The organism is Leptolyngbya sp. BL0902 (assembly GCF_016403105.1).
In the GTDB taxonomy this organism is placed as follows: domain Bacteria; phylum Cyanobacteriota; class Cyanobacteriia; order Phormidesmidales; family Phormidesmidaceae; genus Nodosilinea.
In genome coordinates this window covers 3976922-3990584 of sequence record NZ_CP046155.1, presented here as the reverse complement: position 1 = coordinate 3990584, position 13663 = coordinate 3976922, and the positions used below count along the sequence as shown (strand labels likewise).

Annotated in this window: 6 protein-coding genes and 1 tRNA gene; 3 read left to right on the top strand and 4 right to left on the bottom strand. The window is 52.7% G+C overall.

The features are described from left to right. Nucleotides 1–153 precede the first annotated feature (153 nt). Nucleotides 154–1704 (bottom strand): glucosylglycerol-phosphate synthase, encoded by a 1551-nt coding sequence (ggpS, locus tag GFS31_RS17670; RefSeq protein WP_198806052.1) that lies wholly within the window; start codon nucleotides 1702–1704, stop codon nucleotides 154–156. Nucleotides 1705–2321: 617 nt separating this feature from the next. On the opposite strand from ggpS, the gene recA reads away from it, so the two are divergent. Continuing rightward, on the top strand, nucleotides 2322–3395 hold the full coding sequence (recA, locus tag GFS31_RS17665) for a recombinase RecA (protein WP_198806051.1): 1074 nt from the start codon (nucleotides 2322–2324) through the stop codon (nucleotides 3393–3395). 207 nt (nucleotides 3396–3602) lie between these two features. Here recA and GFS31_RS17660 read toward each other — a convergent pair. The 3 genes from GFS31_RS17660 to chlP all read right to left on the bottom strand — a co-directional run bounded on the left by GFS31_RS17660 (nucleotide 3603) and on the right by chlP (nucleotide 7280). After that, nucleotides 3603–3676: transfer RNA gene (locus tag GFS31_RS17660), tRNA-Asp, on the bottom strand. 132 nt (nucleotides 3677–3808) lie between these two features. Beyond that, nucleotides 3809–5803, bottom strand: a complete 1995-nt coding sequence (locus GFS31_RS17655; RefSeq protein WP_225907485.1) for a glycoside hydrolase family 10 protein — start codon at nucleotides 5801–5803, stop codon at nucleotides 3809–3811. A 241-nt stretch (nucleotides 5804–6044) separates the two neighbouring features. Then, entirely contained in the window at nucleotides 6045–7280 is a 1236-nt protein-coding gene (chlP, locus tag GFS31_RS17650) for a geranylgeranyl reductase (RefSeq protein WP_198806050.1), read from the bottom strand. A 359-nt stretch (nucleotides 7281–7639) separates the two neighbouring features. Between chlP and GFS31_RS17645 the strand changes: the two genes are divergently transcribed. Both GFS31_RS17645 and GFS31_RS17640 read left to right on the top strand, forming a co-directional pair. Next, complete coding sequence (locus GFS31_RS17645) at nucleotides 7640–8425, top strand: AhpC/TSA family protein (RefSeq protein ID WP_263974864.1); 786 nt, start codon at nucleotides 7640–7642, stop codon at nucleotides 8423–8425. Nucleotides 8426–8784: 359 nt separating this feature from the next. Then, entirely contained in the window at nucleotides 8785–13644 is a 4860-nt protein-coding gene (locus GFS31_RS17640; protein ID WP_198806048.1) for a CARDB domain-containing protein, read from the top strand. The last annotated feature ends 19 nt before the right edge of the window (nucleotides 13645–13663 follow it).

The window sequence follows — 13663 nt, the reverse complement described above, 5'->3', positions numbered from 1 at the left end:
GGTTTTCTATGTGAATTTAGCATCGGTGGTTGGAGTGGGTGAGCCAAGGCATCACCGTCCAAGGCTCACAGCAGCAACCCTCTCACGACCATTGGGAGGAAGGGCTCAGGTAAGGTGAGCCCCTTTGTCATCTCGCTTGGCTAACACGGGAACCTACGCCAGAACCAGTTCCCGCTCGGGTTCATTAGATTCGGTGGTGTCGATGGTGCTATCCACGGCCTCGTCCACCATGCCGATGGCATTGGCTTCGCGGAACATATGATTAGCCCACTGCTGCACATCGTAGCGAGTAATCGCCCGATAGAGAGCCTGCATTCGGCGACGCTGTTCTTCGGCGGGCATTGCTAGGGCTTGGTCAATGCATTCATCCATATCCTGATCCGAGTAGGGATTGGTGAGAATAGCTTCGGGCAATTCTACCGCCGATCCGGTAAATTCTGACAGCACCAATACGCCATCTTCCCCTTGGTGGGCGGCGATATATTCCTTCGCCACTAGGTTTAAACCATCGCGCAGGGGCGGAATCCAGGCAATGTCTGCTGCTTTGTACATCGCCACCAAATTCTCAAAGGAAACAGGTTCCGTGAACAGCACAATGGGGTTCCACGTGAGGGAGGCAAAGCGCCCATTAATTTGTCCGACTAATTGCTCAATTTCGCTTTGGGCGGTTTTGTAAACGCGCATTCCGGCGGCAGGTTTGGCGGCGGTCAAAATCAGGTTCACCTTGCCACGCAGTTCAGACCGTCGTTGCAGTAGGCGTTCATAGCACAGCAGCATTTCCTTGGTGCCCTTCACATAATCCACCCGGCCAGCGGAAACAATCAGTTTGTTATCGCCAATATCGGCGCGAATTTGGGCTACCTTATCGTGCACTGAGGGCTTATTCACCAATTCCTGAATGTAGGCCGGATTGGTGCCCACCGGGAAAGCATCCACATTCACCGTGCGACCGTTATACTCCAGTTTAGTGGTCATGTCTGGCTCAGAAAGGGCCGTACCAAAGGGGGTAAAGGCTTCGGGAACAGGTTTACGCTCTACCAATTTCACATCGCGCAAACTGCGGGCAGCGGAGACAAAGTTCTCCACGTAGCGGGGAATATGGAAACCGCAGAGATCACAGCAGAGCAGGCTGTCTACAATCGCCTCGCGCCAGTGCAAGATGTTGAACACATCCGCCGCAGGGAAGGGCGTGTGATGGAAAAAGGCAATTTTTACATGGGGCATTTTCTGCCGGATGTAGTAGGGTGTCAGCCACAGGTTATAGTCATGAATCCAAATCAGGGCATCGTCTGCGGCTTCCTCACAGGCGGCTTCGGCAAATAGCTTGTTAATGTGCTGAAAATTCTCCCAATCCGAGTTTTCGTAGGTAAAGTGGGAGGGAAAGGAGTGCAAAATAGGCCAAATTGATTCCTTCGCCGTAATGTAATAGAAATCCTTGACCCGTTCAGCACTGAGGGGAATGCGACGAATGACGGCATTCTCACTCCATCCATCCATCGTCACTCGGTTGTCAAAATCTGCTTCCTCATCAGATTTTACTTGCTTCCAGGCTACCCAAGTGCTGCTTTCTGCATTGGCAAAAAAACTTTTTAGCGTCGGCACAATACCATTGGGACTTTTCTTTTCTCGATAATAGGTCTTGCCATTCTCCACCACCTCATCATAGGGTTCACGATGATAAAGGATGACTAAAGAGGATTTCATGATGCTCACTCCGCCATAGAACGGATTGTTGTCTATGGCTATTAGCCTAGTCAACTCCGTCTACCTTGCCATCTACCAGGGGGGGGATACTGGCTTGTTTGGCCAAGGAATGATCTATTGAGCGGTGGAAATATCTGGAACGGTGGGAATATCTGGAACAAGGCATCACCTTAGTCCGCCGGATAGCCATAGCCCCATTAGCTAAAGGCGATAGACGCCCCTAAGAAAGCTGGCAGATACGATGATAAAAAGCCTTGATCTCATCTAGATTAGGTGGCGCACTCGCACAACCTAACCAGCCCACAATTCTCGATGGAGGTTGAGTTTCGCGTCGCTACCGTCCGCCAGCCAGTCCGAGGGCCAACTATCCCAGCTTTGAAGCGGGGCACCTCTTCCTGTCAAAGATTCACGACCTTGAGCGTCTGCGCTGGGTTCTGTTGTACTACAATGCCTGTGTTGGATGCAGTATTCTTGGCTGGGCCTGTCTGGGTGGCCTGGGTTAGCAGCGATGTGGCGCTGGCCTATGGAGCTTTTAGCCAAGAGAAACTACACTGCATGAGTCCCTTGGGGTTGGCTCCAGCCTCGGCCCCTGCTACCCGTTATCCCCTTAGGCAGCTATGGCCCCTAAAAACAGCGACGTTTCGGAAAAGCAAAAAGCCCTCACGATGGTGCTCAGCCAAATTGAGCGCAACTTTGGTAAAGGGTCGATTATGCGTCTGGGTGAAGCCAGTCGGATGCAAATTGAGACCATCCCCACCGGGGCGCTTACCCTAGATTTAGCCCTGGGGGGTGGCTTGCCCAAGGGCCGTGTGATTGAAATTTACGGGCCAGAGAGTTCCGGGAAAACCACCGTGGCCCTCCATGCCATTGCCGAAGTACAAAAATCGGGGGGGGTGGCAGCTTTTGTGGATGCGGAGCACGCCCTTGACCCGGTCTATGCCAAGGCGTTGGGGGTCAATATTGACGAACTGCTGGTGTCTCAGCCGGATACCGGAGAAATGGGCCTAGAGGTGGTCGATCAGCTAGTGCGGTCTTCAGCCATTGATGTGGTGGTGGTAGACTCGGTGGCGGCCTTGGTGCCCCGCGCCGAAATTGAAGGAGAAATGGGCGATGCCCACGTGGGTTTACAGGCCCGATTGATGAGCCAAGCCCTACGGAAAATTACGGGCAGCATTGGCAAGTCGCAGTGTACAGTTATTTTTCTCAACCAACTGCGACAGAAGATCGGCATTTCCTATGGCAACCCCGAAACCACCACCGGAGGTAACGCCCTCAAGTTCTATGCTTCGGTACGACTAGACATTCGCCGCATCCAAACCCTGAAGAAGGGCACAGAGGAATACGGCATCCGCGCCAAGGTGAAAGTAGCCAAAAATAAAGTCGCTCCCCCCTTCCGCATTGCTGAGTTCGACATTCTCTTTGGCCAGGGCATTTCTACCATGGGCTGCTTAGTCGATTTGGCCGAACAAACCGGAGTGATTACCCGCAAGGGCGCTTGGTACAGCTACGAAGGCGACAACATTGGCCAAGGACGCGACAACACCATTACTCGTCTTCTAGAAGACAGCGCCTTTGCAGTGAAGGTGGAAGCCCAAGTGCGCGAAAAACTGGCCATCAACGGCAACCCCACCGCCATCGAAGAACCCGAGGCCGGGGAGGAAGATCAACTGGAGGAGGGCGAAGACCTCTAGGGCATCGCGTTTCGTCGCTGTTTTCTGGGTGCGTTACCCCACCCCCACTTTTCTTCAGCCAGCTTCAGGCTATCGAATCTGCCCCCTCCAACCCACGGCTCCCAGAAGGCTAGCTGAAGAACGCCCCCCTCCTCCCCTATTCTGTGCAAAGCAAAAAATTAGGCTGAGTCCCTTGGAGAGCTCAGCCTAATTTCGTGACTTTTTGAACGGGCCTGACGGGATTCGAACCCGCAACTTCCGCCGTGACAGGGCGGTGCTCTAACCGGTTGAACTACAGGCCCCCGTGTGGGGCGATTTCTATAATGTGGCTTTATGGGGCGTTTGTCAACTCAAGAACCCAGAAAATTGTAAATTTCTAGTTCCGGCAGCTCCAAAACGCGATTGATGATGAAGCCGCAGGGCGTATCTCCCGCCTAACGTCTTCCTTGCTGGGCTTCGTGGTGGCGCAGCAGGTGTTCGATGGTTCCTAGGCGATGGTGCCACACCTGAAGGCGGTAGGCGCTGTTGGCCGTTTCAATCAGCATTTGCGAGGTGAGCGGCTCTCGCACGCGGGTGAGCCCCTGCTGCACGCGATCTAGCCCGCGCTGAGAGGGGGAGTCGGCCAGGGCAATAAAGTCGGCTTCTAGCTGGTTCACGTTCTGCACCCACTGCTCTAGGACGGAGCGTTCCATCCATAGTTTTTGCTGACTCAGCAGCCAATTCCACTCCCGCTGGAGGGCTTGGTAGCGCTCTAGGGCCAGGGGGACGGGGGCGCTGGGGGCTGGGGTAGCTTGGGTTTGGGCAAGGAGGGTGTCAAAGCTGGAATTGAAGTCAGCGGCGGCAAAGAGGGCAAAGCCAGGGGTGGGCAAGTCGCGGGCGGTTTGCATTTGATCGAGGGCGGCCTGGGTGGAAAGGTTGTAGATGCGAATGCCGGGAATCACTAGGGCTGATCCAAAGGTTTGCCCCCCCAGCCAGGGGCGCAGCAGTTGCTCGAAGCGGCTGGTGTCTTGGGCATAGCTCATCAATACGACCCAGTCGATGTGGCCTGCCTTGGCCCAGGTGCCCCAATCCTGCTGAATTTTTTGTAGCCGTTCATGCTCAGGGTGGGCAAACACCGCCGCCGAGATCACCAGCCCCGGACGCTGTCGCCGCAGGGTGGTGCTGAGGGTGGCAACAAAGGAGTTGACCTGGTGAATGCGGAATTCCGTCCAGCGATCCCACAGCACCCGCTGCTGGAGCTGTTGCCCTTGGCTGAGGCTGGGGTTGGGCCGGGGCGACAGTTCGAGGGGATCGACCCCGGTGATGTTGCGAAAGTTCCAGCGGGCGGCTTCGCCATAGCCGTAGGTGCGATTAGCCCCTGGATCCTGGAAAGGGTAGCGAATGTAGTCGAGGTGGATGCCGTCGATGTTGTACTCCCGCACCATTTCCGACATCAGGCGAATCAGGTAGCTGCGTGCCTCTGGGTTGGCGGGGTCGAGGAAGGGCTTATCTTGGCCGATGGGAATTGTATTGCCCCGGTTGTCATACCCAGCCCAGTGGGGATAGCGAGACAGCAGCGGGCCGGGGTAGTCGGCGGGCAGGTTCAGCAAACGGTTGTGGCGCTCATTGCCTGCGGCAAACACCCACACCCAGGCGTGCAGGGTCATATTGCGGGCGTGGGCCAGTTCCACCGCACTGGCGAGGGGATCCCAGCGGCGGGTGAGGGGATTTTGCTCCGGGGCCACTTGGCTAGGGTAGATGGGATAGCCCGCATTCACCGTTTCAAAGAACACCGTGGTGATGCCCGCAGCGGCGAGGCGATCAAACAACCGGGCCAGCCCCTCTGGGTTTCTGGCCCCTACAATGGTGCCCCGATCTAGCCACACCGCCCGAATCTCTGGCTGGGCGTAGGGCCGTTCCCTGGGAAAACTCTCCCACAGCCCATCCCGCACCGCCAACCAGCGTTCCTTCAGGGCTTCGTGGTTGTCCTCCGCCAGCAGGGTGGGCCAATCCTGTAGGAGTTGTCGGGCCTCCGCCAGCGTTGGATGCAGAAAGGGGGATAGCTCTGATCCCAAATCAACGGTACCCACAGCAGCGGTGAGTACAGGCTCGGCCTCAGCTAGGGTTAGGGTGGTCGGCAGATCGCGGGATTGGGACAGCAGCAGCGCACTCTCCAGACGACCAATCAAGTTTTTCAGTTCTTGCTCCATGGCCAGGGCCACCACCGGGGGCAGGGGCCGACGACCGGGGGTAATCTCAATCACCGCCGGAGCCACTTCGCTGGCTGGATCGGTCACAACTGGAGACGTGCCCCTAGGACTAGGCCGCACTGGATCGATGGCCCAAACGCGGCTACCCATTCCCTGGCCGAGGGCAACGGCGAGAACTAGGGCGACGAGGATCTGCCCCCCTGAGCAACTCATTCCATTGAGAGAGAAGCGGCGTTTCAAGGCATACCTCCTGACCAGGATCGAGACACCGACGGCGCAATTCTGGCACAGTTCTCCCAAAAAGTCCTCCTACGTCCCCGCCGTGGCTCAGGTGCTTGAGTCCCCCAACCTCGTCCGCAGACCTTATCCAACGGGTTGTTTTCACGTCACCCAACACAAAAAACAGGAGCCGGGGAACGCCCAACGACTCCTGTTGATCTAGATGGCCCAACGCCACCTCAGTGACTAACCGCGTGGGAACCTACCAGCTCCGGGTGGGAGACAGGGCGTGGCCGCGAATCAGACTACCCACGGTTTTGGCGGTGATTTTCATCTGCACTAGGGGGTTGGCAGGCACCACGGTTTTGTAGAGGTAGCTGTCGAAGGTGAGCTTCTGCACGTCGATGTCGGAGCACATTTCCACGAAGGCTTCGCGGGTGGCATCGGAACGGTAGAACACCGTTTGCAGCAGATCCAGCACCTTGTAGGTCATGCCGTACTGCTTGTCCCAACGCTTCAGGTACACCTTGAGGTCGTCTTCGGTGGGGATGCGCTGGCCACCGTTGGAGAATTCCACGATGGTTTCGGCACACATCCGGGCCGACTTGGCCGCAAAGTAGATGCCTTCGCCGGAAGACTTGGTGACGGTACCCGCCGCATCGCCCACTAGAGCCACGCGACCGACAACCCGACGGGGACGGGGATGCTCAGGAATGGGGTGTGCTTCCACCTTGATGATTTCGCCGCCTTCCAGACGCTTGGCCGCACGGGCGCGGATGCCAGCCTGGAGCTGCTTGATTTTGGCTTGGTTCACCCGCATGGTTCCGGTGCCCACGGCGACGTGGTCATACTTGGGGAACACCCAGGCGTAGAAGTCGGGGGAGACATCGTTACCGACGTACATTTCCGCCAGGTCTTCGTAGTAGGCCATTTTGTCTTCGGGCAGACGAATCCGCTCTTGGAAGGCGATGGCGTAGTTGTAGTCCCCGGCATCAATGGCCTTGGCCACGCGGGAGTTCGCGCCGTCGGCCCCAATCACCAGATCCACTTGCAGAGACTTGTTATCACCCACCAGACCGTCTTCGCGGTGCTCGGTGTAGTGGAGGGTGTAGGGCTGATTGCTGGACTTGGGCAGGTCTAGGGCGTAGACGGTGCCGTTAATCAGCTTGGCTCCTAGGCTAGCGGCCCGATCCCGCATAAAGCCGTCCATCACCTCGCGGCGGCACATGCCGATGTACTCGTCATCCTTCAGCGTTTCGCCGATGTTGACTTCAATGTTGGAAGGGGAGATCATTTTCATCTTCCGCACCCGGCGGTCGATGATGCTGGGGGGCAGGTCAAACTCATCCACCATGCACAGGGGAATAGCCCCACCGCAGGGCTTGGCGTTGTCTAACTTGCGCTCAAACAAATAGGTCTCGATACCGGCTTTTACCAACGTCTCGGCAGCCGAGGAGCCTGCCGGACCTGATCCTACTACTGCTACCCGAAGTGACAAGGATGTGTCTCCCGAAATCGTGAAAAGCTACGAGAGGCATCCTATCACGCGAATTCAGGCGGATCGGGCCACCTGGGAGAGGATGTAACCAGATTGCAACACTCGTTTACAATGCGACACCTGGATTCGGATGGGATCTATTCCTTAGCCAGAGAGTTTTCTATTTACTGATAAGTATTAATACCAGAAAACGGCTCGATCTCGCCGAGAAGCCTCCAGATGCGTGCCTCGTTCTGGGAGCATCATTCTGGGGATATCATTGTCGGGACGCCATGCCTAACACAGCAACAACGCCATAATAGTGAGTAGCACACTGGCGAGACGAATCACCTAGGCTGAGTATGGAAACCTACCCAATCTTGCAGCAAACCCCGCGGCAACGGGTCAGCGATGGAGCCATGGTGTCCGTCCTGTCTGGGGTGGACGGTGCCCCCTATACCCTGGTGCTGGTGCTGCCCCAGTTGGGAGACTTTGACAGTCTAGAATATGCCTGGTGGGTGCGGCGCGGCTGGGACGAATTGGCGGCCAAGAATGTGACTGTGAGAGCTGTGGGCATTGGCAACCGCGAATCGGGGCAAGCCTTCTGCCAGTTCACGGGCTTTCCTGCCGAACAACTGTGGGTAGACCCCATCGCCGACCTGCACCGCCAGCTTGGTCTATACGAGGGCCTATCGCTCCAGATTCCTGGCCTTGCCCCTGGGCAACGGGCTTGGGTCAACCTGATGCTGATGTGTGCGGGCATCGCCAGCCCCGGCACCTTGGCCGAAGTATTCCGAGGCTATCGCGGCGACCGCAACGCCCCCCAACTAATTGGCGATGATGAAGAAATCAAAGCCTTCCCCCTGCCACCACTGCGGGGACGATTCTTTCGCTGGGCCGGAGGCAGCGGGTTCCAGCGCCCCTTTGAACTCGCCACCCTGCGCCTCCGCAATATGGCCGAAGTGCTGGGTAAATGGAATATCTACGTCCCCGATGCGGCCTACCTCACCCAACGGGGCGGCACCTTTTTATTGGATGCCGATCATCAGCTCATCTATGAACACCGAGATCGCGGCATCCTCGACTTTGCTGAACATAAGAGCAACCCCCTCACATTTTTAACTCACCTCCCAGCAACGATTTCACCGTCGTTGTTAATTGACTAACTTGGCTTAAACCATCGAGGGAAAGGTCGAGTATCTTCTCAGGGATTTCACCCCTATGGGTGCTTTGTTAGACAAGGCATCCTCAGAAAACCACCAAAACATCCGTAAATACTCTGGCATCTTCAGTGTTATAGCTGTGCCAAGATGGGGTCGTAAAGATAAAGCTTCAATAGCACGCTTACTCCCATCACTCCTTGAGCTTGATAAGACATAAAAGTCATATCAAGTTTTGGAAATGTTGAGCCTAAAAATCGTCGAGATTCTCGAGCCCAGGCAATTTTTAGAGCTATAAAAATCAAGAATTATCGCAAACAATAATTCAAATTAGCTGCATGGATCACCCATGTATAGAGAACCTTATGTCTTCTTCTGCCCTTGAATTTCAAGATTATGCCTCTGGGCACAATGCCGCCCCTAGTAGCACTTTTTCCTTCAGCGATTCCTTTACACTCTTCGAGGAAAGTCGCTTTAGTGCTGGCTTCCCAATAAACAATGATCTCAAGCCAGTAGCACTCTCTGAGCTCTCAGCCCTAGATTTTAAGGCTTGGATTCAAGGGATTAGCCACAGTGTTGGAGCAACCCTTAGAAGCTTTGCAGAAAGTTCAGCCTATGAAGAAATCACAGGTCTTGCCTTTGGCGAGAATTATGATCAACAAATTGCAGAGTCTTTAAGGCAGAACTTCCTAGAAGGAAATCTAGCCAATCTCCCCCAATTCCAAATTCTTGATGCCACCATTTTGAATGGTGCCAATGGAGCCTATGCAGCCGCACTTAATACCATCTTTCTTTCAGATACCTTTATCAGCAACGGCAGTTATCAGGACATTACCAAGGTTTTGCTAGAGGAAATTGGTCATTTTATTGATGATCAAATTAATACAATAGATGCTTCTGGAGATGAAGGAGATATCTTTGCGCGCCTCGTCCTAGGCCAAGACCTATGCCTGAATGAGTTAGCGTATTTAAAGCAGGAAGATGATAGCGGATACCTTTGGCTCAACGGCCAATCCATTGCTGTAGAGCAGGATAATACCCTCAGTACGGCCCGTAATATGGGTAGCTTAGTCAGCCCTCGAACCTTTACCGATTGGGTCGGGAGTACTGATACCAATGATTACTACCGCTTTGATATCGGTACCACCAGCAACTTCAGCCTTAACCTCACTGGGCTGAGTGCCAATGCCAATGTCCGGCTGTTGAATAGTGCGGGCTCTGTGCTCCAAGGATCGTATCTGACGGGCAGTAGTTCAGAAAGTATTAGTCGTCAGTTGAGTGCAGGTACCTACTACGCACAGATCTATCGGGCTACTGGTGATACTAAATACATTCTTTCTCTCAATGCCACGCCCCTAGACTATGCAGGCAATACCCGCAGTACTGCTCGCAATGTGGGTACCCTAGTCGGCTCTCGCAGCTTTACCGATTGGGTTAGCAGCGTTGATACCAATGATTACTACCGCTTTGATTTCCGTACTACTAGCAACTTCCGGCTCAATCTTACTGGACTGAGTGCCGATGCTAATGTCCGACTGCTAAATAGTGCGGGCACGGTGCTCCAAGGTTCCTATCTGACGGGCAATAGTGCAGAAAGTATTAGCCGTCAGTTGCGTGCAGGCACCTATTACGCACAGGTCTATCGGGCTAGTGGGGACACGAACTACAGCCTTTCTCTCAATGCTACGCCCCTAGACTCCGCAGGCAATACCCTCAGTGCCGCTCGTAATGTGGGTACCCTAGTTGGTTCTCGCAGCTTTATCGACTGGGTTGGCAGCGTTGATACCAATGACTACTACCGCTTTGATGTCGGTACCACCAGCAACTTCAGCCTCAGCTTAGTGGGACTGAGTGCCGATGCCAATGTCCGGCTGTTGAATAGTGCGGGCTCTACACTTCAAGGCTCTTATCTGACGGGCGATAGTTCAGAAAGTATTAGTCGTCAGTTGAGTGCAGGTACCTATTACGCGCAGGTCTATAGTGCCAGTGGGAACACGGACTACGGCATTTCTCTGAACGCTACCCCCCTAGACTTCGCAGGCAATACCCTCAGTGCTGCTCGCAATGTGGGTACCCTAGTCGGCTCTCGCAGCTTTACCGACTGGGTCGGCAGCGGTGATAGCGATGATTACTACCGCTTTGATATCGGTACTACAAGCAACTTCAGCCTGAGCTTAACCGGACTGAGTGCCAACGCTAATGTCCGACTGCTAAATAGCGCAGGCACTGCCTTTCAAAGCTCTCATCTGACGGGCAATAGTGCAGAAAGTATTAGTCGTCAGTTGAGTGCAGGCACCTATTATGTAGAGGTCTATCGAGCTAGTGGGAACACGAACTACAGCCTTTCTCTCAATGCCACACCCCTAGACTCCGCAGGCAATACCCTCAGTGCCGCCCGCAATGTGGGTACCCTGGTCGGTTCTCGCAGCTTCACCGATTGGGTTGGCAGCATTGATACCAACGATTACTATCGCTTTGATGTCGGTACCACTAGCAACTTCAGCCTCAGCTTAACTGGACTGAGGGCTGATGCCAATGTTCGGCTGCTGAATAGTGCGGGCTCTATCCTTGGAGGTTCTTATCTAACAGGCAATAGTGCAGAAAGTATTAGTCGTCAGTTGAATGCAGGCACCTATTACGCTCAGGTCTATCGGGCTAGTGGTGACACAACTTACAACCTCACTCTAAACGCCACAGCTATTTCGCCAGATCTAGTCATTCAGAGTCCATTTGTACCGAGTTCTGTAACCGTTGGCAATACCGTCAACATCAATAGCTATACACGTAACCAAGGAACGGCTTCTGCTGGCTATAGCTATGTTCGATATTGGCTCTCAGATGATGCCACGCTCAACACCAGCAGTGACCGATTTTTAGGGAATAACTATGTTGGCAGTTTGGCTGCTGGATCTTCAGAATATGACTCGTTTAGCTTCACCTATGATGCCAGTTGGGGTACGGGAACGAAATACATCTTCTTTGAAGCTGACGGCTATAACTACGTCACCGAAAGCAATGAGTTCAATAACGTCGCCGCTGCTGCAATCACCGTCGGTGGACAGCCAGATCTCGTTATTCAGAGCCCATTTGCGCCAAGTTCTGTAACCGTTGGCAATACCGTCAACATCAATAGCTATACCCGCAACCAAGGAACGGCTTCCGCTGGCTATAGCTATGTTCGATATTGGCTCTCAGATGATGCCACGCTCAACACCAGCAGTGACCGTTACTTAGGGGAGAACTATGTCGGTAGTTTAGCTGCCGGGTCTTCAGAGTATGACTCGTTTGGCTTTACCTACAATGCAAGTTGGGGCACGGGAACGAAATACATTTTCTTTGAAGCTGACGGCTATGGTTCTGTGGCAGAAAGTAATGAAGCTAATAATGTAGCTTATCGAGCAATCACCATTAATCCGTTGGCTCAGCCAGACTTAATCGTTACAGATTTATACACACCTAGTTCGATTACTGTGGGTGACTCAATTTCAGTGAGTTATTACGTTAGGAATCAAGGTGCAGGTACTGCTAGCAGCAGTTATGTCAACTACTGGCTATCTAACGACATGACGCTTAGTAGTGACGATTATTTCCTGCGCAATAGATCTATTGCGTCTATTGGTGCCGGAAGCTCAATATACGACTCCGTTAGCTTTTCCTACAGTAGTAGTCTAGGAACTGGGACAAAGTATATTTTGGTTGAAGCTGACGGCTATAACCAAGTTGCTGAAAGCAATGAAGGTAATAATATTGCCTATAGAGCTATAACGATCAACTCATTACCACAAGCAGATCTCATCATTCAAAACCAGTCTGCACCAACTTCTGTTACGGTAGGCAATACGGTCAATATCAGTAGCAATACCCGCAACCAAGGAACGGCTAATGCTGGCTATAGCTATGTCCGCTATTGGCTATCGGATGATGCCACACTCAATACCAGCAGTGACCGTTACCTAGGGGAGAACTATGTTGGAAGTTTAGCCGCTGGTTCTTCAGAATATGACTCATTTAGCTTCACCTACAACTCAAACTGGGGGACAGGGACTAAATACATCCTCTTTGAAGCCGATGGTTATAACTACGTCACCGAAAGCAATGAGTTCAATAACGTCGCCGCTGCTGCGATCACTGTTAATTGGAATTCTGGCTATGTTCCGCCAACCTATCAAGCTTTTGATGCCAATCAAGTTTTTTCACTCCATAGTCACTCTAGTGCCAACCACACCATCTATCTAGATTTTGATGGGCATACTACTACCAACACTGAGTGGAACAGCAGATATAACAATGGTAGTAGTATTGCTACGCCAGCCTATGATATGGATGGCAACAATACCAGCTTTTCAACGGATGAGCGGAGAAATATCTGGAATATTTGGCGTCGGGTGGCAGAAGACTTTATCCCCTTTAATGTGAACGTAACAACTGCGGCTCCTGTCCTATCTGATTTGATTAAAAGTGATAGCAACGATACACGGTGGGGCATTCGTGTCGTAATTGGAGGGAATGGAGCTTGGTATTCTCAAACTGCTGGGGGGACAGCTTATCTTAATTCCTTTAACTGGAATAGTGACACTCCAACCTTTATCTTCAGTGAGAAGTTTTACTCGGAAAAAAGTATTGCTGAGGCAGTGTCCCATGAGGTGGGCCATACCTTAGGCTTGAGTCATGATGGCGTAACTGGTGGGCCTGAATATTATGAAGGACATAATGGCTGGGCTTCTATCATGGGGGTAGGTTATTACCAGGAACTTACTCAATGGAGCAATGGTCAGTATTCAGGAGCTAGTAACACGCAGGACGATTTGGCAATTATCACAGGTAATAACGGATTTGGATATCGTTCAGATGACTATGGCAGTTCCCTAGGCACTGCATCTAGCCTAATGTTTAATGGCTCAACAGTTAGAACCTACGGCATTATCGAAAGGAATACTGATGCTGACTGGTTCAGGTTTGAATCCACTGGAGGCAATCTTTCGCTCAATATCAATGCCTTTGAAATTGGTGCAAACCTAGATATTTTGGTCAGACTTTACAACAGTGCAGGCCAAATTATCGCAACCTATGATCCGACAGACTCTTTGTCAGTTCTTATCAGTCGCTATCTTAGTTTGGGCACTTACTATCTCAGTATTCAAGGCACTGGTAAGGGAGACTTAACGACTGGGTACAGTAATTATGGCAGCCTAGGTCAATACTCGATTACAGGAACGATTGTTTGATGTCAACTTCCCTATGTCA

Coding starts and splice junctions, on each gene's coding strand:
- recA (WP_198806051.1), top strand. CDS start 2,322: ATGGCCCCTAAAAACAGCGACGTTTCGGAAAAGCAAAAAGCCCTCACG.
- ggpS (WP_198806052.1), bottom strand. CDS start 1,704: ATGAAATCCTCTTTAGTCATCCTTTATCATCGTGAACCCTATGATGAG.
- GFS31_RS17640 (WP_198806048.1), top strand. CDS start 8,785: ATGTCTTCTTCTGCCCTTGAATTTCAAGATTATGCCTCTGGGCACAAT.